Source organism: Mycolicibacterium vinylchloridicum, assembly GCF_013404075.1.
Taxonomy (GTDB): domain Bacteria; phylum Actinomycetota; class Actinomycetes; order Mycobacteriales; family Mycobacteriaceae; genus Mycobacterium; species Mycobacterium vinylchloridicum.
Genome location: NZ_JACBJQ010000077.1, coordinates 1 through 21,347 on the forward strand (window position 1 = coordinate 1; position 21,347 = coordinate 21,347).

Genomic DNA, 21,347 nt, shown 5'->3' on the forward strand with positions numbered 1-21,347 from the left:
GTTCTACAATCACCAACGCCGGCACAGCTCCGCCGACGGGTTATCGCCCGTCAACTACGAGATCAGGGAATCCAAGACCAAGCCGCAAGCGGCATAAGGAACCCTCCACGATCTCGGGGGAACCCCATCCTTTCTGTGGTGAGGATAGAGGGTTTGATCTGTTGCCGGGCCACCTGGGTGCGGCGGCCCGGCCAGAGTTGCTGGGATGGAGGGCTATTCGACGGGCGCGATGGCGGCGATGATGGCTTCGGCGTCGGCGAGGTAGTACTCGGCGTATTCGCGTTCGCTGGGCTGGCTGGTCGGCTCAAGGAGGACGGTGATGGCGTTGTCGCGGGCTGAGAGGGCGTACTGGCGGCGACGGTGGGTGTCGTCGGCGTTGACGGCGCTGTGGATGTCGGCGCGGGCCCTGGCCAGGCTGTGTGTGGTGCTCAGGGCGACGGCTTCGGCGGCGAGGATGGCGGTCATGGTTGTTGTCCGTTTCAGAAGTTGTTGAGTGCGCCGGTTAGCGCTGGGGTGCGGGGGAATCGGGTGAGGGTGGGACGTCAACCCCGAAGAGTCCGGTGGTGGTGCCGGCGGATGTGTGGCCCGCGAGCGACAGCGAGCTGATGGGGCCGCACATGTCCTCCGCCGCCGGCACCAGCGCCGGGCGTGGGTTGACGTCTCGGGCCCCCGGCCGATTACGCTGCGACCCCTGCTAACGGTTTAAAGGTGAGGGGCTGCGGACGGTGGCCGCCGGGAGGCGGCCAGGTGCGCCGCAGGCGCGATCTCTGACTGCAGCCGGTCTGGGGATCGCCAGCCATGGGATCGCCGGGCTGCAGTGAGGCGCTGAGGGCACCGCGCGGAGCGGGCCGCGGCGGTCATACTGGGCTGATGGAATCCGAACTGGTGCGCGCGCTCGTCGAGGGTGGCGGGACCGCGGCGACGCGGTGTCTGGCGTGGTTGGTCGACGGCGCCCCGGCTGGGGCCGGGGCGTGTGTCGACGTGGTGTGGCCGGCCGCGCCAGTGGAGTTGTGATCGCTCAGGTGAGAATGTCCAGCGCGGCGCGCAGGCTCGCGAAGCGGCCGTAGCGGCGGCTGGCGTCGGCGCTGGTCTTTTCACCCAGCCAGATCCCGATGATGTGGGCCTGGCCGTCGTCGTCGGTCACCCAGACAGGGCCGCCGGAATCTCCGGGGACGCTGGCGGGCATGTCGGTGGTCATGAACTGATCGTCGCCGTAGCTGTACGCGACGGTGCCGCAGTGCCGGCCGCTGGAGACACCGAGATGGCAGACGGTCTGGCCAACCTCGATGAGCGGGGTTGGTCCGCCGGCCGCGAAGGTAACGACGTTGGCTGCGGGCCGGGTAGTCACCCGCGGCCCGAAGTCGATCAGGCCGTAGTCGGGTCCGCCTGAACGTGGTGGTGCGACCACGGTGTTGACGAATCGTCCGGTGGCGCCCGAACTTTCCTGAACGACGCGACCTGATTCATCGGTTTGACAGTGCCCTGCGGTAATCGCGTACGCGTGGCCGTTGGTGCCGGTGTAGACGTATCCGGTGGTGCAAAAGGATGCTGAGCCGTCGTCGGTCACGTAGTCGATGCGGTCGCCGGGACTGATCGTTATTGGCATGGCCGCCGCGGCGGGGGCCTGGACGAGCAATGAAGCGGCAACCGCGATGGCGGTGGTGACAACCGTGGTCGGTTTCATGGTGACCAGTTCCTTCTCGCCGGAGATACGTGCGGTGACCTGGTGGTCAGGCCGAGCGAAGATGCCGTTCGGCGCTGCGTTGTTCAGTGCTTCTATCCAGGCGGCGGCCAGAACTGCCGAATGGCCTTGGTGCTGGATGCGGCCGGCAGCGGCGGCACCAGCCCGTTGGTCGAGCGTGCCGGCGGACAGAAGGGCGCGGCGCAGGATCATCGGGCACCGCCGGTGGACAGCTTGGCGGCGGCTTCACCGCGGCGCCACAAGTCGGCGAGTTCTTCGCGGATGAGACCAAATTGGTCGGTGAGCTCGGCACGGTCGATGTCGGTTTCGGCGAGCTGCTGCATGCGTTGACCGAGTACGCCGAAGGCACGCCGGTACGCGTCGTCGAGGACCTGGCGGGCCAGGCTGCTGGCCAGCGCGGCACTGATGTTCTGGGTGTAGGCGTCGACGAGGTACAGCGCGAGCTGCTTGAGCCGTGTATCGGTGGGCGGCTCGTCGGGGCACAGGGCGTGGCGGGCGGAATGGCGTTTGCCGGCGGCCAGGACGCTGACCGGGTCGGGCTTTTCCTCGTCGTCGACCAGGCGGCGGATCAACTCGTAGGCCCAGCGGGCGACGGGCTTGGCGATCGCGGTGTCGGGCACGAGATCCAGCAGCGGCCGCGCATCGTCGGCCGACAGGTAGAGCAGTGCGCCGATGAACTGGTGTTCGGGCTGCCATTGCTGCACAACGCTTTCGGCGAGGAACGCATCGGCTTGCTCGGGCGTCTCGGCCAGTGAGTCGGCGGCGGGGACCAGGTGCAGGGTGTGGCGAAGGGCGGCGGTCATGACGCGGCAGCTCCCGTCAAGTTGTTGGTGGTTGGGGCGACGGTCACCGTCGCAGTGATGGTGGCGGTGCCCACGCACCTCGGTGGGCCGCCGCCGGCGTCGAGCCGGACAAGGGTGATGACGGCCGGATTCGTTGCGCTGCAGAGCTGGTCGCTGGTGCGGTGGTCGCCGTGCAGGTAGAGATCAGCCTGGATCGCGTAGTCGAGCAGTGCGCGGCCGGCCTGAGCGGGATCGGCGTGGGAGGTTGTGCTCACGCCCTCGTCGGTGGCGATCGTGAGCTGATACATGGCGGCTTCCGGGATGTCTGGTTGGTTCAGGCGGCGGTCAGGCTTTTGAGGGCCTTGAGCCGGTCGGGCCGGAATCCGGCGAAGTGCTCGTTGGGCCCGGCGTACACCACGGGTGCCTGCAGGTATCCCAGAGACATGACGTAATCGCGCGCCTCATTGTCGGCCGACAAGTCGATCTTCTCGTACGGAATGCCCTCTTTATCGAGGATTCTGAATACGGCATTGCACTGCACGCAGGCGGGTTTTGTGTAAACGGTGATGGCGTTCATATCCGTCTCCTTATCGGTGCTGGTCATAGGTCAATTCTATATTCTGTTTTAACGGTCAGCAACGCCTCTGCAAAATATCATTGGGCAATTTTCGCGTGTTTTGTACCGGTTTTTACCGATGTCGTGCTATCGAGTTTCGCCCCGGCTAGAGGCTTCTTTGTGCTCTTCCTTCAGGAAGGCGGTATCGATCGTTTGGTGTCATTCTGCTGACCATTATTTTGGCGCTTCTCGACGCATTGTCAGTGACCGGATATAAACCGCAGTGCATAGGTCCGGGCGAAAAATTTCCTTTCCGCGTTAGTCGGGCTCTACGAACAGCAGCGGGAAACTTTTCGAGCCGTTCACGGCGGTCACGTGGCCTTGCGCGTAGGTTCTTTCCGGTCAATGATGGAATGTGCGAGAAGCTCACGTCGCTACCATTTCTCCGTCCGCCGGCGGTGTTGCGCGCGGGGTGATTCGGGAGTGGTGGTGGGGCCAGGTCTGGGCCCCACCACCCGGTGCGCTCAGCTCTCCTGGGTCGCCTCGACGTAGACGGCATCGGCGGAGCGCTGGCCGACGATGACCTTTTCAATTTCACTGGGCTGGTAGCCGCTGCCGATGAGGAACTGCAGGTAGGCATCCGAGCCCACGGTGGACGCGATGTAGGACGCGGTGCCGGTGATGCCGGTGCGGGCGTTGCGCCAGGCGTTCTTATCGGTGCGGGCCTCCAGTGCGCCCAGGACCACGGCCAGGCTGATCACCTGGGCGCGTGCGTCGATGTTGGTGGAGAACTCGTTGACCAGCGCGCGCACCGCACGCTCGTCCTTGACGCCGAGCAGCTCGGCGGTGAGGCTCGACCCGTGGTTCTGGCTGAGGATGTAGGGATCGCGGGTTAGGCAGTGCGCCACGAACGTGGCGGCTCCCTTGGGGGCGGTCTTGCGGGCCAACAGCTTGACCACGTAGTCGCGCCGCACGCTCTCCGCGGCATCGCCGAGGCGGTTGAGCACCAGCACCTTCCGTCGTTCGCGGCGTTCGACTTCCTGCTGTGCGGCTTCGCGCTCAGCGATGGCCTCGGGGGAGTCGTCACCGCCCACGGTCGCCGGTGCGCCCTGGCGCGAGGCAACACCCTGCAGTGACCGGGACAGAGTGAGACCGGCTCCCACGTAGTCCACGCAATACCATTCCGGGACGATCACGGTCTTCTCGGCGACGGTCGAGTAGTGGCGCAACCCTTCGGCAGCCTCGGCGTCCTCGTCGTACTCGGTGTCGGGGTCAAGTTCGCTGTCGGCGACTGGTTCCCCGGTCGTGGCGTCGACGTAGGCGTAGTCCTCGGTCAGGTACACCGCCCAGTGTTCGGGCTTCTTCTCCAAATCGGCGGGCAATTCGCCGTCGTCACTGGTGCGCAGGTAGGCCAGCGAGACTGCGGCCAGGTCCGACCAGCGGGGTCGATCCGGCAGGATTGTGTAGCCGCGTTCGGTGTACTCCTTCTCTGCCGTCGCGATGAGCGCATTGACTTCGCGCTCTGAGCGCAGGGTCGAGACTGTGTGCTCGAAGTTGTTGCCGCCGTAGTGAGCCGCGCGCAGAAGTCGCTCAACGGCATCGTCGTCATCTTCGAATTCGGCCAGCACTTCGGCCTGGGTGAAGTCGAGTTGACCGCCATCGAGTGCGTCGAGGGCTGCCGTCGATTTCGACACCGCGCCAGCGGCTTTGACGTCTTCGCGGCGCATGGACAGCTTCTTGGCGACCTTCGTGGCCGACATACCGGTGTCGAGCATCTGCTGGATGGCGCGGGCGCGCTGGGAGTTTTTCAGCCCGTGCCGTTGGTCGTTGGCGACCATCTGCTGCACGATCCGCTCAACGGTGGCGGTGTCGTCGTTCGTGGCCCCGGCGGGCAGCACGTAGACCGGCACGCTGGTCAGCCCGACCTCGCGGGCTCCAAGGGTGCGGCACTGGCCTTCGCGGACGTAGGTGCATCCTTCGGCGTCGCGTACGGCCAGGATGGGGACGATGACGCCCAACTCGCGCAGGCTGGCCAGGAAGTCCTTGTCCAGCTCGACGTGATCGCGGACGTTGTCTTCGAACTCCAGGACCTGCGGATCGATGTACTCGACGGACCCGGCGACCTGCTCGGTGGTGTTGTCGGTGGTGGTTGACATGGTTGGTGACCTTCCTCGCTAACGCGGGCACCCCGGGTCGGGCCGCCCGTTCTTTTGCCGTCTGGCGAAAACGAATTGGTGGCCAGTCGCGCAGGTGAGCGGGAAGGTCTCGGGCGCAGAAGTTTTCCCGTGAGCGCAGCGAACACGCGTGGGAAAAGTTCTGCGAGCCCGCAGGGCCCGGAGCGCAGCGGAGGCCGATGGCCTTCCGCGGCCAAGCCACGGACACAAAATGAGTGGGCCAGAAGGCAAAACAATGGCGTTGTCAGTCACGCCGCAGGCGTGTCCACCGCCCTGTAGGTTCTCAAGTTTGACTGCACTTTCTCAAGTTCGTCTGCACCATTGCTGCACTTGCGCAACGAACTTGAGACACGTCGGATCAGATTCGCGGCGGTAGAGCCGGTGCCACGTCGCGTCAGCCCGGAGCGTGCTCGCGAGCGAAGCCGCGGACGCAGGCGACGACGTCGCTTCCGGCCTCACACGGCAACATGTGTGTCGCTTCCGGCCACAAGCGATGCCCCCACGACGGCGCGACGCGACGCATCCGGTCGATCCCCTTCGCAGGGTCGTGAATAGTGTTTCCTGCCAACAGAACCTGCACGGGAAGATCGACCGAGTGAAGCAGGGACTCAGGCATGTATCGGGGAAACGGCGTGCCGAAAGAAGCGAATGCGGAGCCGGCAGCCATCACCAGCTCCATCACGCTATCGAGGAGGCTGCCCGGTGCTGGGTGGCCGAGGATCTCGGCCACGGTGCGCTGCTTGCGCTCAGCACCTGGAAGTAACAGCAAGGCTCCCGTGCGCCAGAACCCCGCAGACAATCGAGCGACTGTGTTGACTGGCTCGATGAGCGTCACCGATGTGAAACGCCCTGGTTCTGCCGGAGGCTCGGGCTATTGGATTTCGACCAGGGGTTGGTCGCTCCGTTGGGCATCGTAGAACGTGGCTTCGAACTCGGCGGGCGGGACGTCGTTGAGGTAGCCGTGTAAGCGGTTGGTGTTGTGCCAGTAGACCCAACTGAGGGTGGCCAGCTCGACGTCCTCGACGGTCTTCCACGGCCCGCTGCGGGCGGGACCGTAGATCAGCTCGGCCTTGTAGTAGCCGTTCACCGTCTCCGCCAAGGCGTTATCGAAGCTGTCCCCGATCGAACCTATAGAGGGGACCGCGCCAATCTCGGCGAGCCGTTCGCCGTAGCGGATGGAGGTGAACTGGGACCCAGCATCGGAGTGACATCTCACGCCCGCCAACAGGTTTCCGCGCGACCAGCGTGCCATCTCCAACGCGTCGAGGACCATCGAGGTCCGCATATGGCTGGCCACCCGCCAGCCCACGATCATCCGGGAGTAGGCATCGACGATGAAACACGCGTACGCGACGCCGGCCCAGGTCGGCACGAATGTCAGATCCGTCACCCAAAGCTGGTTCGGCGCGGTCGCGGTGAACTTGCGCTTCACCAGATCGGGGTGCCGCGCAGCGCTGGCATCTGGCTTCGTGGTCTTGACCCGTTTACCGCGTCGCGCCCCGCAGATACCGGCAGCCCGCATCAGCCGGCCCACCTGATCACGGCCCACGTCATGGCCTGCCCGACCGGCGGCTTTCCACAGCTTGCGGGCCCCGTAGACGCGGTAGTTGTCCTCCCAGAGAGCCACCAGGACCGGACCCAGTTCGGCGTCACGTTGCGCGCGTGCCGACGGGGCGCGGGACTTGGCGTCGTGGTAAATGCTCGGGGCCCATCACCACGCCTGCTGATCGCAGGACGGTGATGATGGGCTCGACCCCGAACTCCTCGCGCTGGGCGTCGATGAAGGCGACTATCTCTTGTGTTGGCGGTCGAGCTCCGCCCCGAAAAGACTCGCCGCACGTTTCAGTATTTCGTTGGCGCGCTTAAGTTCTTGGTTCTCCTGCTCAAGCTCTTTGATCCGCGACGACTCCGCGCTGGACACTCCCGGAGCGTATCCGTCGTCGATATCGGCTTGACGCACCCAGGACCGCACCGACTCCACCCCGTACCCAAGCTGACGCGCCACCCGCGACACCGTGCCCTGCTCGGTACCCAACTCGGCACGCAGGGCCCGGACCATCCGCACCGCAGCGGCCTTCTCCTTCGGGCTGTAACGACGCGCCGTGGGCTTCCCGGCAGACTGTTCCTTCGGCATACCTGCATCCTCGTTTCCAAGGTCAGGAGCCTCCGGGATTTCCAGTGCGATTCAACTACCTAAGCTTCACCCTCTGGGGCGGGCCAAACTTGCGCTTGGAGAAGGAGGCCACCGTGGCAAAAGCTACCCAATACAAGATCATCTCTGGCGTTGGCCGAGTCCGAGTAGAATTCGATGGGCTCCTAATGAATCAGAACGACATGGCTTTCGCCTCGATCACGGAGGTTGACGCCCGCGATAACCCAGTTTTCGGATCGACTGTCATGAGGGTGAATAACGTCACCCCCCTTCAGAACAGGGTGATCGTCAGATGCTACATCGGTTGGTCCGTCATCCCTTTCCCCGTAGAGCGCGCGTGAGTATCTTGGTGCCCTGAGGTGGGAGTGCCGTGAGTTACTGCTCACAGCAACGGCTTTCAGCGAGGCTCGCGATCACGCCTATCTTCCCCACCTGGTGTAGGCTCAAAAATGAGGCCACATCCACGCTTTCCTCGGCCGCAACTTTTTGCGGGTCGCCCAACCTGTTTTGCGCACGTATCCGCTTCTCGTCATTCGTAGGCGGTCCGGCTGTCTTTGAACCACCCCGGGTTTGATGCACACCTTCTTTCGAGGGAAGGTTGTTTGCATCATGGCGAAGAAGTACGACGACGAGTTCAAGGCCCGCGCGGTCCGGTTGGTGACTGACCATGCTGAGGAGTACGACACCCGCACGGCCTGCATCACCGCGGTCGCCAAGCGGTTGGGGGTGTCTTACGAATCGCTGCGCCGATGGGTCAACCAGGCCGAGGTCGACACCGGGGTCCGTGACGGGGTGCCTACCGACACCACGCGCGAGTTACGTGAACTCAGGCGCAAGAACCGCGAACTTGAGGAAACCATCGAAATCCTCAAGGCCGCAACACGTTTCTTCGTGCGGGAGAGCGACCCGCGACACCACTGATCTGTGCGTTCATCGCCGAGCATCGCGCTCGGTTCGGGGTCGCTCCGATCTGCCGCGTGCTCACCGAGCACGGTGTGCCGATCGCCCCGAGAACGTTCTACGCCTGGCTGACCCGACCTCCGTCAGCGCGCGCCCTGTGGGACACCGTCATCACCGAGGTGCTGGCCGGCTTCTACGAGCCCGACGAGCACGGCCAGCGCAAGCCGGAGTCACTGTACGGGGCCACCAAAATGTGGGCTCACCTGCAACGTCAGGGTATCGCGGTGGCCCGCTGCACCGTGGAACGGTTGATGCGCGTCAATGGGTGGCGTGGAGTCACTCGCCGCAAGAAGGTCCGCACCACGATCGCTGATCCGGCCGCGGAGCGGGCCGCTGATCTGGTCAAGCGCCAGTTCCAGGTGCCCGCCCCCAACGTGCTGCTGGTCGCTGACTTCACCTACGTCCGGTTATCCAACGGGGCGTTTGTCTACACCGCGTTCGCCATCGACGCCTACGCGGGCCGGATCGTGGGATGGACCTGCTCAGCCAGTAAGCAGGACCGTTTTGTGCGCCAGGCGATCCGCCATGCCGCGCAACTCCGCGTTAGTGAGGGTAATCCGTTGTTGGGCACCACTATTCATCACAGCGATGCGGGCCCAATACACGTCCGTGCGCTTCGGTGAAACCCTGGCCCTGTCCGGACTGGTCGCCTCGATCGGCACGGTCGGGGATGCCTTCGACAATGCCCTGGCGGAGACGACCATCGGGCTGTACAAGACCGAAGCCGTCCGCGACGACTCACCGTTTCGGCGGGGGCCGCTGCACCGCCTGACCGACGTTGAACTGCTGACCGCCGAGTGGGCGCACTGGTACAACACCGACCGGCTCATGCACCGCCTGGGCCGCATCCCACCCATCGAATACGAGGCCGTCCACTACGCTACAAACGCGGCCCACTCAGAGGCTGCACACCAGTAACCGGTGTGCATCAAACCCGGGGTGGTTCAGTGGGAGGTAACGATGCAGCCACCCGTCTTTCGGGAACGTCTTAGCGACTTTCGGCCGACCAATCAGTGGCATGGATTAGCTGCGATTAGGTCGCCGCTATAGAGGAAGTCGCACAACGTGTTCCAGTTTGACAAGCAACGCCGAATCGATGCTGTTGGCGCATGGGTACGCGCGTACTCGGCAAAGGCGGTTTACAACGCGCCAACTTCGTCAGGGCGTTGGGCCTTAAATCAACAACTCGTTCAGGAACGCCGGCAACCAGGGTGACGATTGCGTCGAAATCCTGGCTGCAGGCCTTCATCGTGTGGAGTGACGGTTTGCGAATGGCTCGATCGGCGAGGAACTCCAAAAGCCATGCGGGGTACCCTGATTCCCCGTCGGCACGGCCGGAGGGCGGCGTCACGAAGTAATGGTCGCAAAAGCTCATGGATAACAGTGGTTATCCATGAAACTCGTGTGTCGTCTACACGCCGAGCGGGGAAGCGGCCCCGGCGTTCCGGAACTTACCCTGTGATGTGGATGGTGATCTGCGCGCAGTCGATCACCGGTGGAAACCCAACCACGATACCCAGCAGCCTGCGCCTCGCCCAGGCCAACACATCGCAGGCGAAGTCGGGATCTTAACCGAGGAGCGGGCGGCCCGGCACCGGTTCGTGAGTGGGACAGGGGCGGCGGCGGTCGAGTGAGCCGAAGTGCTGGCGCGGTTGGTGCCGTAGCCGCTAGAGGGCCGATCCGCCGACCTCCCGCACCGGCTGCGCCTGGAGCACCGCGAGGGTCGGGGCAGGGTTCCGCACCAGCTCCGCGAGCGACCGGAACCGATCGTGCACGTGTGAGGCGCTGCCGTGAATGCTGCGGACCGCATCTAGTAGCTTCCAACGCGCTCGGAAGCCCACCGCTGGCAGGTGTTCCTTTTCCATCGCTTCCCAGTACCGATCTTGGGCCGCCCACAGGGCCTCATCACACTCGTGGTCCGCATCGGCGATCGCAGCGATGTCCGGGGTCCGCCGCATCAGCAGGTCCATGCGGCGGAGCCCGTCGCTGCAAGGCCGCCGGGCTTCCACCCGGTCGAGGTCTGCCATGTAGGAGGTGAAGGCATCTCGTGACGCCGGCGACTCCTCCGTGTCCAGGCTGAGCGGGACGGCGAGCGTCTGCAGGTGCGTGATCACCGACGGCACCACTGCAAGCGAGATCGACCCAGGATGCTCGTGCACGTTGACGTAACGCACCACCGGGAACCCCGCGTCGTAGAGGTTGCTGAGCCACACATTTCCCATGAAGTCGCTGAGCTCCTGGCCCAGCGGGGACACCTCCGCGGGTGGGCACGCAATGCGGACCCGGTGCAGATAGAACTGACTATCCGCGTCCGACTGGTCGCGCATGCGGCGGAACATGTTTTCGATCGCCGACTCAAAGGTGCCCAGGTGCGTCGCACTCGCTGACGACGACTCGTCGATCGGCGGCCAGTCCGCGCGGGTGCTGGTGTGATACCAGACCAGGCGCTCGATCTCGGCGGGATTCGTCGCGACGTCGGACGGGTCAGTGAGCGCTGGATATTCCTCTTGCGCCGAGACGTCGTGTCCTAAAGAGCAGGTACGCGATTCGCCGTTGGCACGGTCCTCGAACGTCATGACCACGCGGTCGCGGCACGCTGGACACTCGAACCAGCATGCTTCGTAGGAGAAGTCGACCGGCCGCTCGATCCCTCCGCCGTGGTTGCCGCTCATCGGGGAGGCTGTATGAACAGCGCCCGCGCGTGGCCGTCCGGATGATCGAATCGGTCCCATCCGAGTGACGCCCAGAACTCGTCTGCCTCCTCGCTGTAGGCGAACAACCTGCGCCCGCGGTGCCGTTTCGTCAAATCCTGCACCACCCGGGTGCCGATCCCGCGGCGAGCCGCGGTGGTGGCCACCTCGATCAACTGGATCTCAAGGCGCTCGTCTTCACCGAGATCAGGCACACCTGTGTACTCCGGGTTGATGCCACCGGGGTCATCGAGTTCCACCCGAGCCACCTCGGCGCCGTCCTCGAGTACCTGCACGAACCACGGCTCGTCTACGTAGTAATAGCGGACATCGTCCCACCACTGGTCGTTCTCGTAACCTACCGACCAGTCGAAGGGCGGAACCCACGAGTACTTGTCCGCCGGCCCGCGGCGGTGGTCGAAGAACTCCAGGCTCACGCCGCGGAGCCTACAACCACGCTCCGACACTCGGGCCTGGTGACGCTAGTCCCCCGGTGGGGGAGCAGCCAATACCATTGGGGCCCGCCATTCCCCAAAGGAACCAATGATCGGGAGCCGGCGAGGTCGCGGAGATGACCTGAATCCGCCAGTTGTACTGAGAAGCCCGCGACACTCCCGAACCCCGCCAGGTCTATTGCGTGCCTGCAGTTGTTATGTCGCTCAACGACATTGCTGACAGGTCGATGCCGCTTCCGACGGATGAGCGCAGCGATGGCGTCGAAGTCCTGGCGGCAGGCCTTCATCGTGGGTGCCGACGGTTTGCGGTGGAGCAAGACTGCCAGAAGCATCTCAGCTTGGTCGGGTTCGAGCTCGGACCACGGGACCATCACTGGAGATAGGACCTTTCATAGATGACTTCCATTGGGCGCGTTGTGGTTCGGCGCAGGATCGTCACGTGCACGCGCGGGATTTCCCCGGTCTGGATCGCCGTGTTGATGAAGCTTTTGGCGTTAGTGGTGCAGACAGATTCGGCGCCGGGGGCCGGGTAGCACACGTCGATTGCATCGGCCGGGGTGAACCGGCCACCGAGCCGATCTTGACCTTTGGCCCATTCGACACGGAGTTTCCACCAACGGTCGAGGGCGCTTTCGTGGGCCTCCTCTTGTTCGACATCGAGGCCGTACACCTCGACGTCGAAGTAGTCGTTGTCAGCGAGCTCGCGAAAGATCCTGGGGCCCTGCAGATGCCAGGTGAGAGTGCCCTCGATGACCACATTCTCCTTGAGGCTGGTGCACATCTCGCGGATGGCTTCAGCGAGGCGCACCGACTCCACATGCACGAGTGCGGACAATTCGCGGGGCGCGAGCCCACGCCCGTCTGCCAATGGCGCCATGGTCAGCAGGTGGTCGTAGATGCCATCAGCCATGGCCTGCCTGATGATGTGGTCCTTAATGATGTCGGCATCGATGATGCGGTACTCATCGAGGTTGGCGATCCGGGCCCGCAATAGTGCAGTCTTGCCGGCACCGGGTGGCCCCGCGGTGACGATGGCGGTGCGACCCCCGAGACGGGGATTGGCCTGGCTCAGATACCAGTCGATGGTGTCTTTCTGGAACCTGGCCCGGCCGAGGTCGCCGCGCGGGTACAGGCGTGCGGTGCTTTGGGCGGAGTCACGATGCAGAGGCGTTCCGGGAGCCGACAGTGCGGTGAGTTGGGCGGCGACCTGCGCACGCAGATCACGGGAGGGGTGCATCGCGTTGGCGGTCGGCCAACTGTTGGAATTCGTCGTCGCTGAGTTGACCGCGGTAGAAGGCCATCTCGATGGCGTCCCAATCGCCGGTCATGTACGCATCCGTGGCGACACCACCGATGCGGACCACATCCCCGACGGTGTACCGCCAGTTCATCAGCGTGTCCATCATCTGCTCGGTGGTGATCATTCCGGCGGTACGCTGGTCAATGATCTCGGAGGGCTTGGGTTTCAGCTGGCTAGGGTCGTCGTTGACGCGCCGCAGGATCCGCTGGATCGTAGCCTGGGACTGATTACCGACCAGGTCACTGATCTGGCGTTGACTGAGGCCCTGGACGGTCGCTGCTTCATAGATTTCACGCTCAAGTTCGCGCTCGGCGACCCGCCGACGGGCCGCGATCACGGCCAAGCGCTGCTCGGCCTGATGCGCCATGGTCTGGCTGACGGATTCAGTCGACATCCTTACACCTCCTGATTCATTATGAATCAAGAGGTGTAGGGCGTCAACGGCGGCAGGTGAAGTTGCCGCAGAAGCGTCCGGATAGTCCGTTTGCAGGAGGCCTCGTCGACGGAGAGCCCGTACAGCCACCCAATTGCTAGCCGCGCGCGGTTCGGTCAGGACCAACATGTCCAGGCGCCGTGGTCACGCACGTCGGCGAAGGGTCGCTCCGTGGGGTCTGCTCGTAGGTCACCAAGAGGCAGGAGCAGGTGCCTCGCTGCTAGTTGGCCCGTGGTCAGATGTTGAAGTTCGCGCACGGTCGTCGTCACCGCAGCGGCAACTGTATGAGCTGGGCGTTTCAACATGTCGGTCCATGTCAAGTTGGCGTAGAAGAGCGCCGAGAAGGCTGCTGCCGCCGAGTCTCGGATTGGCCAAAGCGGTGCAACGACTACCTTCGCACCCGCGTGCAAGAGGGCATCAGGCAACCGATGCGGCGGATGCGGTGCGTCGCTTCGATAGGCGACCGGGCACACCGTCAAGACGACGACCGGAGGGATCAACACCGTGGCCGCCAGCATGCCCACCGTCATCCAGTTTCCCGGGGCCAGCTCCACCGCGGGCTGACCATCGCGTTCGCCTCCGTGGGTTGCGATGTGTAATTCCTTGGGGGGTCTGACGTGTTGGGTAAGACGCTGCAAGACGTCGAGTTCACGCCGGGCACGCATCGATGAGTCGGGCGAGGATGGCTTGGTGGGGTGCGGCTGTAGCGCTGGCAGTTTTGGTGGCGGTGCAAACAGGGCTGTCGTCGACCGGGCCGTCGACGTTGGTGTCCGGGGCGGCTCTGCCGACGGTGACTGCGGGCGTTGATGTTCTCGCTGGAGTGCCGGTGGTGCCGGTCCGTGTGCGTCATGGGGATTATCGCCGTGCGGCGTTCGGGGAGGCGTGGACGGATGACACCGATGCGCCTGGTGGGCACAACCAGTGCGATACGAGGAATGACATCCTCGATCGCGATTTGATCGACAAGACGTATGTGGCGATCAGTCGCTGTCCGCGTGCGGTGGCCACAGGTGTGCTGCATGATCCCTACACGAGTACAATCGTAAACTTCCAGCGCGGCAACAAGACTGGTGCAGCCGTGCAGATCGAGCACATCGTGCCGCTGGCCTACTCGTGGGACCAGGGTGCGTGGGCATGGCCGGAACCGTTGCGTGTCCGGTTCGCCAATGATCCGGCCAATCTCCTGGCAGTGCAGGGACAGGCGAACCAGGACAAAGGCGATAATGAGCCGGCGGCGTGGATGCCGCCCAATGCCGCGTTTCATTGTCAGTACGCGATGCAGTTCCTCGCGGTGATGCGGGGCTACGGGTTGGCTATTGATGAACCGTCGGTGCCGGTCTTGCGTGATGCGGCGGCAACATCTCCGAGTGGCCGGTGAGCAAGGGCTTGTTGGTAAGTGGCGAGTTTGTGTCGAAGCGGAACAAAACCCGGGGAAGCTTCAGTCTCCTAGTTCTCGCCCACCATGCGTGCAACGTGTCGAAAATGTGGCGCGATCGGGATGGCGTAACGGCGGCATCGTGAACAGGTGCCCGCTCCGGCGGACGCCTCTCTCGGTGATGTCGTGCTCGTGCGGCAATGAGGTCATCGGACATCGATCCGGCTCAGTAGTCGCACGAGCTCTATGCGTTCGTCGGCGGACAGGTTGGCGAGTAAGTGTTCGCTGGATGTCCGAACGGCCCGGTCGGCGCGGTCGAACAGTCCTCGCCCCTTGGGGGTGAGTCGGATGGGCAGGCTTCGGCCCGTTGATACGTTGTCGGGTCTGGAGAGGGCGCCGAGGTCTTGTAGTTCTCGGACGACGGTGTTGATCGCTTGGGGGGAGATCGCCATGCGTCGGGCTAGTTCGGCGGTGGACGCTGCGGGCTGCTCATTGAGGTGGGTGAGGCACGCGTACTCGGGCATGCCGATGCCGAGGCGTTTGAGTTCCGCGGCAACGGGCGGGCGGAGCACCGTGGCGGCGTGATAGAGCAGAAACCCAATCGATCGTCTGCCATCCTCGGTCATATCAATCATCTTGCCATGGTGGTCGATATAGGACTGTTCAACAGGGGGTCTCGACAAGTAATCGTGAGTCAAGTAACTTGATACATAACAACCTGCTTGATGGTTGTTCGCGGTGTCCGCCACCTTGGGTTGGGGCCGGATGCCTTGGCCACGATGGCGATTTCTCGCTGGAACGGAAGTGCTGTGCATGTCTGAACGGTGTCGTATCGATTTCTGGTTCGATCCACTGTGTCCGTGGAGTTGGCTGACGTCGCGGTGGATCGAAGAGGCGCGGCTGGTTCGTGAATTCGATCTGCAGTATCACGTGATGAGCTTGGTGGTCCTCAACGAGGGCGACCTTCCGCACCAGCTCGATGATCCCGAGATGATGAGGAAGGTGTATGCGCCGGTCCGGGTCGTCGCTGCGGCAGAAAAGGTCCGCGGTCCTGAGATCATGGGACCGCTGTACACGGCCATCGGCAAGCGAATTCATCACGCCGGCAACAGGGGCTTCCAGGATGTTGTGGCCCGGGATTTCGACGTCCTGATCGCCGACGCGCTGGCTGAGGTCGGACTCCAGGCGGAGCTGGCTGACGCCGCCGCCGACCCATCCTTCGACGAAGCGCTGCGCCGCAGCAACGACGAAGGAATGGGTGTTCCGGGCGCCGGTATCGGCACACCGACCATCCACATCGACGATCAGGCGTTCTTCGGCCCGGTGGTCGGACGCCTCGTTCGCGGCGAGGAAGCGGGCCGATTGTGGGACGCCGCAGTCACTTTCGCGGCCTTCCCCGAATTCTGGGAGATCAAGCGAGACCGTGGCGATCTTGAGCCGGAATTCTCCTGACAACACGTCACAAGCACCGCAGAAATTGGAGATAACATGAGCGACAACAACATCAAGGTCGACTTCTGGTTCGACCCGTTCTGTCCCTGGGCGTGGATCACGTCCCGTTGGCTGACCGAGGTGCAGCAGTACCGCGACGTCACCGTTGACTTCCACTTCGCGGCGCTGGCAATCATCGACGAGGACGATCCGCCCAAATTCCTGAAGATCCCGGAGATCAGTTCCAAGGTCTGGTTGGCGCTGCGCGTCGTTGCCGAAACGGACCGGTCATACAGTTCCGCGGACCTGACGAAGCTGTATGCCGCTCTCGGCGGCAAGATCCACGGTGGCAAGAACCTCAGCATCATGGACATCCTGAACAAGGACATCGCCGGGTTCGTGGTCGACTCCGTCGCCGAAGCCGGTTTGCCGAGCAGCATCCTCGACACACCCGACTCACCCGAACTCGATGCCGCCATCCGGGCCAGCATCGATCGTGGACTGCGCGCGCCGGGCGCCATCGCAGGCGTGCCCACCTTGCACATCAACGGCGTGCCGTTCTTCGGACCGGTCCTCTCGGCCATCCCACGCGGCCATGCCGCGGTGCGGTTGTGGGACGCCGTGGCAACGGTCGCGGCACACCCTGACTTCTGGGAGCTCAAACGTCAGCAGCCAGACGACCTGGCCCCCATCACCAGCTAACGAGAAGCGAGAAACGCACTGATGACCATCACCCCAGCACGGCGCGACCGCACCGGAGCTCTAAGCCCCGGGGAGGTGGCCCGCGCGGCGGTGACGGCAGCGCTGTGCAGCGCAATCGCCGTCACGACCGTTGCGCTGCCGTTCGCGTTCGGGCTGACGATTCTCGGTGTCGTGCCCATGGCGCTTCTCGCCCGTCGTGAGCGGATGCGGGTCGTGGTGGCCACGGTGGTCGCCGCCAGCATCCTCACATTTCTCGGGGTCGGACTCGGCGGCCCGTGTGTGATCGCTGTCTGCGCGTATATGGGCGTCCTGATCGGCCGGTTGCAGCGGCGCGGCGAAGGCATTCTGACCACACTCACTGCCTTCGCCGTGTCGCTCGCCGCCAGCACTGTGTTCGCAGTGGCACTTACCGGTCTGCTGACCGCACTGGCTGACCTGCGCCACCTCGTCCTCGACGCGATCACCGTCTATACCGGGGGTCTCGCATCGGTGATGTCAGCAATTCCAGGTCTTGGCACCGCTGGAGCCGCCATCGCGCCGTTCACCGAGACGTTGATCGAGAATTGGCAGATCGTCGTGATCACCGCGTCGATGCTCGGCACCAGCGCAATGGCTGCCATCGGGTGGTGGACGCTCAAACGTCTTCCAGACCACGAAACGGCAACCGTTCGGCTCGAACCCGACAACGCAGACGAGGGCGCCGGTCCGATCGCCCCGACTCCCCTTGTCATGCATGCGGTTCGGTACCGATACCCCGGCGCCGACCACGATGCGTTGGGGCCGCTGACCGCGACGATAGACCGTGGCGAGCGGGTGGCGGTCACCGGGGCCAACGGCTCGGGGAAGACCACCCTGCTGCGACTTCTTGCCGGGCAGAAGCCGACCGGTGGCACCATTGGACGGGCCGGCGCCGTCGGACTGGGTCGGTGTGGCGGTACCGCCATCGTCATGCAGCACCCCGAGAGCCAAGTACTCGGAACACGGGTGGCCGATGATGTGATCTGGGGCCTTCCCGCCGACGTCGACGTCGATATCGACGACATCCTCGATCAGGTGGGGATGGCGGGCTTCGGCGATCGTGATACGACCGCTCTGTCGGGCGGCGAACTCCAACGACTCGCCATCGGCGCAGCACTCGCCCGCCGACCACAACTGCTCGTCGCCGACGAGATCACCAGCATGGTGGACCAACCTGGTCGCGAAGAACTTCTTCGTACCCTCCGCGAGGTCACCGAACGATATGACACGGCACTGGTGCACATCACGCACTATGACACCGAGGCGTCGGCAGCAGACCGAACGATCACCCTTCCCGGGGCACGCCCCCGCGGTGAACATCCGCAGGAATTCTCGACACTGCCGAACACCCCGGTGACCGATGCCGCACCCGGTGACCCTTCGACCCGCTCGGTCGTCCTCGAATTGCGATCGGTCGGATACGAATACGGGCTCGGCACGCCGTGGCAGTCCTCGGCACTGCGGGACATCACCTTCAGTGTCCACCAGGGCGACGGGCTGCTCATCCACGGTCTCAACGGCTCCGGCAAATCGACACTCGCGTGGATCATGGCGGGCCTGACCGAGCCCACATCTGGACAGTGCCTGCTCGCCGGGGCACCGGTGGCCGACCAAGTGGGCAAGGTTGCACTGTCCTTCCAGGCGGCGCGTCTGCAGGCGATGGGGAATACCGTTGCCACCGAGATCGCGGAGACCGCGGGTCTCGACTTCGATGACCAGACGCGGATCGGTGAAGCGGTCGGGTCGGTCGGGCTCGACGCATCGCTGCTGCATCGCCCGATCCGGCACCTCAGCGGCGGTCAGATCCGCCGGGTCGTTCTGGCCGGCCTGCTCGCCCGTCGGCCGCGGGTATTGATCCTCGATGAGCCTTTGGCTGGACTGGACTCGACGAGCACACACGAACTTCTTCGACTGTTGACTCGACTGCGGCACGACGGCCTGACGATCGTCGTCATCTCACATGACTTCTCGGGATTGGAAGCCCTGTGCACGCGCGCACTACATCTACGCCACGGCGACCTGACGACACCGATGGTCAACAATCAGGAGGGCCAACCGCGATGACCGAAACTGCGGAGGTTCGCCGACGTCGGCATCGACGCGCCCTCATCCTGCTTCGCCCGGTGCCGGGCACGTCGCCGATACACCGACTCTGGGCCGGCACGAAACTGGTCACCGTCGCGATCGTCGCCGTCCTGCTGACCTTGTACCCGGGATGGCCCTCGTTGATTCTCGTCGCTGCGCTGGCTCTGGTCAGCGCACGCATCGCCGGCGTTCCCCGAGGCGCTTTACCATCAATCCCACTGTGGCTCAGCATATTCCTCTTAGCAGGCGCCCTTATCAGTGCGGCCAACGCAGGTGCACCGTACATTGCGCTCGGGTCCATCAGCCTCGGCCTTGGCGGACTGCTCAGCTTCCTGCAGATCATCACCCTCGCTGCCGTCATGGCCAGTGTCTGTGCGCTCGTATCGTGGACCGCCCACGTCTCTGAGGTCGCACCCGCCGTCAACACCCTGGCGCGCCCACTACGAATATTGCGCCTGCCGGTCACAGAATGGACCACCACACTCTCACTCGCGCTACGCGCATTCCCGCTACTGCTCAACGAATTCCGCACACTGGCAGCCGCACGCCGACTCCGCCCCCCACGCCCGCACCGGAACTGGCTGCAACGCCGAACCGACACCAGCAATGTGCTACTCGAAATCCTCGCCACCGCACTGAGCGCCGCCGCACGCCGCGCCGACGAAATGGGCGACGCCATCACCGCACGCGGTGGCACCGGGCAGATCACCGCCACCCGCACGCGCCCCCACACCCGCGACGCCGTCGCGATCCTCACAGTTCTCGCGATCGCGGCGCTGGCGATCGTTCTGCAAAGCTAGCCGAGGTTCGAGTCCCACACCGCATCTATGTGTCAAGATACTTGATGTGTCGAGTTACGGTGATCAACCTCTGGGATTCCTGCTATATCAACTGCTGTCAGCACTGCGGCCGCACGTCAATGCGAAACTGCGGCCGTTCGGGATCGGTTTGGCCGAGTTCGTCTGCATGCGCAACCTGTCCATGTCACCGGATCAGTCCAACGCCGAACTAGCCAGACGGGCAAACGTAACTCCGCAGGCGATGAACTTGGTGTTGAAGGCACTTGAGGATGCGGGGTTGATCATGCGACCGGAAACCGTGTCGGTTGGCCGCTCGCAACCGGCTCGGCTGACGAGAAGAGGCGCCGCGCTACTCAAACGAGCGGAGTCGGCGGTTCTGGCCGCCGACGAAAGCGTACTGGATGCACTTACCCCGGCCAAACGCGATGACCTCAAAAGACTGCTGCACGAGGCAAGTTCGCAATGTCACAACCCCGAATCTGACGGCTGATCTCCCATGCGGGCGGGGGCGGCATCGCGATCATCAAGCTACTCGATATATATCAGGATACTTGATATATATCGGTAGGTCGGCGGCGGTGCCACTGTGTTCACCCGCCCCGAATCGTCACACCATCACCTGCGCGACAACAGAGGAGATCCGATGGCAGTCATAGGCATAACCGGTGCGGCCGGCGCCCTGGGCCGACGGGCGACCGAACACGTTCTGCGCTCGCACCCGCCCTCCGAGGTCGTGCTGCTAAGCCGCTCACCGAATGTGTTGCGCCGGCACCGCGATGCGGGTGTGACGGTGAGACACGCGGACTTCGACCGGCCCGACGGCCTCTCATCGGGGTTCGCCGGAATCGACGTGCTGCTGCTCATCTCCACCGACGCCGTGAGCCGGCGCCGGGTCCAGCACCTTACGGCAATCCGCGCAGCTACGGCCGCCGGCGTCAAACGCATCGCTTACACCTCACTGCCGAACGCCGACGGCGAGTTTCCCGCCAGGCTGCGCACGATGGCCGCCGATCATGCTTCGACCGAGAGCGCTCTGCGGGCCGAGGGCCCGGCGTGCACCATCCTGCGCAACGCCCTCTATATGGAGGGCTACGCCGACACTTGGCTGCTGATCGAGTGCGTCGACCAGGGCGGAGATCGATTCCATCGCCTGCTCGTACGCGATCTCTTCGGAGGTGGGTTCGCGATAGGACCTGGCCTCCTCCCACAGATCAGCCAGCAGGGCAACGTCGCCATCATCACCAGACCAGCCAGCTAGACGGTATGAGGAGGCTGGGGCCTCACTGCATGTGAACGTGGGTTGCCGACAGGAATCTGGTCCTGGCCGGTAGAGCCACAGATGTAGGAGGCCCCAGTGAAACGTCATCGTACGAGTGTTGGGTTGGATGTGCACGCACGATCAATCGTGGCGTGCGCATTGGATGGGGACACCGGGGAGGTGTTCGAACGGCGGTTGACCCCGGATTATCGGGAGGTCCTGGAGTGGTTGCGGTCGCTGCCGGGCCGGGTCGCGGTGAGCTATGAGGCCGGTCCGACAGGGTTTGGGTTGGCCCGGTTCCTGATCGCTGCGGGGATGATGTGTCTGGTGGCCGCGCCGTCGAAGCTGGTCAAGTCCAGGGGCGTGGTGTACGACGTCGTCGTGTGATTCTTCGATGTGATGGTTCAGGCGGTCAGTGCCGCGGGGGTGGCCTCCTGTTCGGTCGGTGAGCTCTGATCGGCTCGGGATTTGCTG

General features: G+C 64.1%; 21 protein-coding genes, 3 pseudogenes and 1 other annotated feature. Of the genes and pseudogenes, 10 read left to right on the forward strand and 14 right to left on the reverse strand.

Translation table 11 applies throughout. The features are described from left to right. Nucleotides 1–213: 213 nt before the first annotated feature. On the reverse strand, nt 214–465 hold the full coding sequence (locus HPC46_RS31135) for a hypothetical protein (protein ID WP_005144166.1): 252 nt from the start codon (nt 463–465) through the stop codon (nt 214–216). Between the two features lie 405 nt (nt 466–870). Between HPC46_RS31135 and HPC46_RS31140 the strand changes: the two genes are divergently transcribed. After that, the gene (locus HPC46_RS31140; protein ID WP_157838285.1) at nt 871–1,014 is read left to right on the forward strand and encodes a hypothetical protein; all 144 of its coding nucleotides are present in this window, start codon (nt 871–873) and stop codon (nt 1,012–1,014) included. Nucleotides 1,015–1,018: 4 nt separating this feature from the next. Here the strand turns inward: HPC46_RS31140 and HPC46_RS31145 are convergent, their stop codons facing one another. The 7 genes and pseudogenes from HPC46_RS31145 to HPC46_RS31175 form a co-directional block, all read right to left on the reverse strand. Next, the gene (locus tag HPC46_RS31145) at nt 1,019–1,894 is read right to left on the reverse strand and encodes a chymotrypsin family serine protease (protein ID WP_005144168.1); all 876 of its coding nucleotides are present in this window, start codon (nt 1,892–1,894) and stop codon (nt 1,019–1,021) included. Then, entirely contained in the window at nt 1,891–2,505 is a 615-nt protein-coding gene (locus tag HPC46_RS31150; RefSeq protein WP_005144169.1) for a hypothetical protein, read from the reverse strand. Before HPC46_RS31150 ends, HPC46_RS31145 begins: the two co-directional genes overlap by 4 nt. Then, a complete protein-coding gene (locus HPC46_RS31155; RefSeq protein WP_005144170.1) occupies nt 2,502–2,792 on the reverse strand; it encodes a hypothetical protein in 291 nt (96 codons plus the stop codon). The genes HPC46_RS31150 and HPC46_RS31155 overlap by 4 nt, the downstream gene beginning before the upstream one ends. Nucleotides 2,793–2,818: 26 nt before the next feature. Continuing rightward, nucleotides 2,819–3,061 carry a glutaredoxin-like protein NrdH gene (nrdH, locus tag HPC46_RS31160; RefSeq protein WP_005144172.1) on the reverse strand — a complete coding sequence of 81 codons (243 nt, stop codon included), beginning with the start codon at nt 3,059–3,061 and terminating at the stop codon, nt 2,819–2,821. Between the two features lie 503 nt (nt 3,062–3,564). Next, nucleotides 3,565–5,196, reverse strand: coding sequence for a ParB/RepB/Spo0J family partition protein (locus HPC46_RS31165; protein WP_005144173.1), 1,632 nt, complete (start codon nt 5,194–5,196; stop codon nt 3,565–3,567). Nucleotides 5,197–5,608: 412 nt separating this feature from the next. Then, on the reverse strand, nt 5,609–5,944 hold the full coding sequence (locus HPC46_RS31170; protein ID WP_131542400.1) for an alpha/beta fold hydrolase family protein: 336 nt from the start codon (nt 5,942–5,944) through the stop codon (nt 5,609–5,611). 141 nt (nt 5,945–6,085) lie between these two features. Beyond that, a pseudogene (locus HPC46_RS31175) lies at nt 6,086–7,348 on the reverse strand (IS3 family transposase). Then, nucleotides 6,917–7,049 (reverse strand) — a sequence feature (AL1L pseudoknot). (Overlaps the previous pseudogene by 133 nt.) A gap of 627 nt (nt 7,349–7,975) precedes the next feature. Here HPC46_RS31175 and HPC46_RS31180 point away from each other — a divergent pair. Further along, nucleotides 7,976–9,244: pseudogene (locus HPC46_RS31180) on the forward strand (IS3 family transposase). A gap of 749 nt (nt 9,245–9,993) precedes the next feature. Here the strand turns inward: HPC46_RS31180 and HPC46_RS31185 are convergent. The 5 genes from HPC46_RS31185 to HPC46_RS36010 all read right to left on the reverse strand — a co-directional run bounded on the left by HPC46_RS31185 (nt 9,994) and on the right by HPC46_RS36010 (nt 13,869). Then, complete coding sequence (locus tag HPC46_RS31185; RefSeq protein ID WP_179475945.1) at nt 9,994–10,998, reverse strand: hypothetical protein; 1,005 nt, start codon at nt 10,996–10,998, stop codon at nt 9,994–9,996. Continuing rightward, nucleotides 10,995–11,453, reverse strand: a complete 459-nt coding sequence (locus tag HPC46_RS31190; RefSeq protein ID WP_005144183.1) for a GNAT family N-acetyltransferase — start codon at nt 11,451–11,453, stop codon at nt 10,995–10,997. The genes HPC46_RS31185 and HPC46_RS31190 overlap by 4 nt, the downstream gene beginning before the upstream one ends. Before the next feature lie 388 nt (nt 11,454–11,841). Continuing rightward, a complete protein-coding gene (locus tag HPC46_RS31195) occupies nt 11,842–12,708 on the reverse strand; it encodes a zeta toxin family protein (protein ID WP_005144185.1) in 867 nt (288 codons plus the stop codon). Beyond that, nucleotides 12,692–13,165: a sigma-70 RNA polymerase sigma factor region 4 domain-containing protein gene (locus tag HPC46_RS31200; RefSeq protein ID WP_005144186.1), complete on the reverse strand. Its 474-nt coding sequence runs from the start codon at nt 13,163–13,165 to the stop codon at nt 12,692–12,694. The genes HPC46_RS31195 and HPC46_RS31200 overlap by 17 nt, the downstream gene beginning before the upstream one ends. Nucleotides 13,166–13,320: 155 nt before the next feature. Continuing rightward, nucleotides 13,321–13,869, reverse strand: coding sequence for a CHAT domain-containing protein (locus tag HPC46_RS36010; protein WP_081479065.1), 549 nt, complete (start codon nt 13,867–13,869; stop codon nt 13,321–13,323). A gap of 2 nt (nt 13,870–13,871) precedes the next feature. Here HPC46_RS36010 and HPC46_RS31210 point away from each other — a divergent pair, with 2 nt between their 5' ends. Next, nucleotides 13,872–14,582 (forward strand): HNH endonuclease family protein, encoded by a 711-nt coding sequence (locus tag HPC46_RS31210; protein ID WP_036422937.1) that lies wholly within the window; start codon nt 13,872–13,874, stop codon nt 14,580–14,582. Nucleotides 14,583–14,785: 203 nt separating this feature from the next. Here HPC46_RS31210 and HPC46_RS31215 read toward each other — a convergent pair whose 3' ends face one another. Continuing rightward, the gene (locus HPC46_RS31215; RefSeq protein ID WP_179475947.1) at nt 14,786–15,214 is read right to left on the reverse strand and encodes a MarR family winged helix-turn-helix transcriptional regulator; all 429 of its coding nucleotides are present in this window, start codon (nt 15,212–15,214) and stop codon (nt 14,786–14,788) included. Nucleotides 15,215–15,392: 178 nt separating this feature from the next. Between HPC46_RS31215 and HPC46_RS31220 the strand changes: the two genes are divergently transcribed. The 7 genes and pseudogenes from HPC46_RS31220 to HPC46_RS31250 all read left to right on the forward strand — a co-directional run. Beyond that, nucleotides 15,393–16,031, forward strand: coding sequence for a DsbA family oxidoreductase (locus HPC46_RS31220; RefSeq protein WP_005144189.1), 639 nt, complete (start codon nt 15,393–15,395; stop codon nt 16,029–16,031). Between the two features lie 36 nt (nt 16,032–16,067). Beyond that, the gene (locus HPC46_RS31225; protein WP_005144190.1) at nt 16,068–16,712 is read left to right on the forward strand and encodes a mycothiol-dependent nitroreductase Rv2466c family protein; all 645 of its coding nucleotides are present in this window, start codon (nt 16,068–16,070) and stop codon (nt 16,710–16,712) included. A gap of 21 nt (nt 16,713–16,733) precedes the next feature. Further along, nucleotides 16,734–18,794: an ATP-binding cassette domain-containing protein gene (locus HPC46_RS31230; RefSeq protein WP_005144192.1), complete on the forward strand. Its 2,061-nt coding sequence runs from the start codon at nt 16,734–16,736 to the stop codon at nt 18,792–18,794. Continuing rightward, entirely contained in the window at nt 18,791–19,615 is an 825-nt protein-coding gene (locus HPC46_RS31235) for an energy-coupling factor transporter transmembrane component T family protein (RefSeq protein WP_005144193.1), read from the forward strand. Before HPC46_RS31230 ends, HPC46_RS31235 begins: the two co-directional genes overlap by 4 nt. Nucleotides 19,616–19,763: 148 nt before the next feature. After that, the gene (locus tag HPC46_RS31240) at nt 19,764–20,105 is read left to right on the forward strand and encodes a MarR family winged helix-turn-helix transcriptional regulator (protein WP_407665583.1); all 342 of its coding nucleotides are present in this window, start codon (nt 19,764–19,766) and stop codon (nt 20,103–20,105) included. Nucleotides 20,106–20,258: 153 nt separating this feature from the next. Next, nucleotides 20,259–20,873, forward strand: coding sequence for an NAD(P)H-binding protein (locus tag HPC46_RS31245; RefSeq protein ID WP_005144195.1), 615 nt, complete (start codon nt 20,259–20,261; stop codon nt 20,871–20,873). A 96-nt stretch (nt 20,874–20,969) separates the two neighbouring features. Beyond that, nucleotides 20,970–21,236 (forward strand): annotated as a pseudogene (locus HPC46_RS31250) (IS110 family transposase); the annotation flags it as partial. Between the last annotated feature and the right edge of the window lie 111 nt (nt 21,237–21,347).

Bases quoted from the DNA above. Each gene is read 5' to 3' on its own strand.
- HPC46_RS31195 (WP_005144185.1), bottom strand. From the start codon at position 12,708: ATGCACCCCTCCCGTGATCTGCGTGCGCAGGTCGCCGCCCAACTCACC.
- HPC46_RS31185 (WP_179475945.1), bottom strand. From the start codon at position 10,998: ATGAGCGGCAACCACGGCGGAGGGATCGAGCGGCCGGTCGACTTCTCC.
- HPC46_RS31215 (WP_179475947.1), bottom strand. From the start codon at position 15,214: ATGATTGATATGACCGAGGATGGCAGACGATCGATTGGGTTTCTGCTC.
- HPC46_RS31220 (WP_005144189.1), top strand. From the start codon at position 15,393: ATGTCTGAACGGTGTCGTATCGATTTCTGGTTCGATCCACTGTGTCCG.
- HPC46_RS31225 (WP_005144190.1), top strand. From the start codon at position 16,068: ATGAGCGACAACAACATCAAGGTCGACTTCTGGTTCGACCCGTTCTGT.
- HPC46_RS31145 (WP_005144168.1), bottom strand. From the start codon at position 1,894: ATGATCCTGCGCCGCGCCCTTCTGTCCGCCGGCACGCTCGACCAACGG.
- HPC46_RS31165 (WP_005144173.1), bottom strand. From the start codon at position 5,196: ATGTCAACCACCACCGACAACACCACCGAGCAGGTCGCCGGGTCCGTC.
- HPC46_RS31150 (WP_005144169.1), bottom strand. From the start codon at position 2,505: ATGACCGCCGCCCTTCGCCACACCCTGCACCTGGTCCCCGCCGCCGAC.
- nrdH (WP_005144172.1), bottom strand. From the start codon at position 3,061: ATGAACGCCATCACCGTTTACACAAAACCCGCCTGCGTGCAGTGCAAT.
- HPC46_RS31230 (WP_005144192.1), top strand. From the start codon at position 16,734: ATGACCATCACCCCAGCACGGCGCGACCGCACCGGAGCTCTAAGCCCC.
- HPC46_RS36010 (WP_081479065.1), bottom strand. From the start codon at position 13,869: ATGCGTGCCCGGCGTGAACTCGACGTCTTGCAGCGTCTTACCCAACAC.
- HPC46_RS31135 (WP_005144166.1), bottom strand. From the start codon at position 465: ATGACCGCCATCCTCGCCGCCGAAGCCGTCGCCCTGAGCACCACACAC.
- HPC46_RS31200 (WP_005144186.1), bottom strand. From the start codon at position 13,165: ATGTCGACTGAATCCGTCAGCCAGACCATGGCGCATCAGGCCGAGCAG.
- HPC46_RS31140 (WP_157838285.1), top strand. From the start codon at position 871: ATGGAATCCGAACTGGTGCGCGCGCTCGTCGAGGGTGGCGGGACCGCG.
- HPC46_RS31210 (WP_036422937.1), top strand. From the start codon at position 13,872: ATGAGTCGGGCGAGGATGGCTTGGTGGGGTGCGGCTGTAGCGCTGGCA.
- HPC46_RS31155 (WP_005144170.1), bottom strand. From the start codon at position 2,792: ATGTATCAGCTCACGATCGCCACCGACGAGGGCGTGAGCACAACCTCC.
- HPC46_RS31245 (WP_005144195.1), top strand. From the start codon at position 20,259: ATGGCAGTCATAGGCATAACCGGTGCGGCCGGCGCCCTGGGCCGACGG.
- HPC46_RS31235 (WP_005144193.1), top strand. From the start codon at position 18,791: ATGACCGAAACTGCGGAGGTTCGCCGACGTCGGCATCGACGCGCCCTC.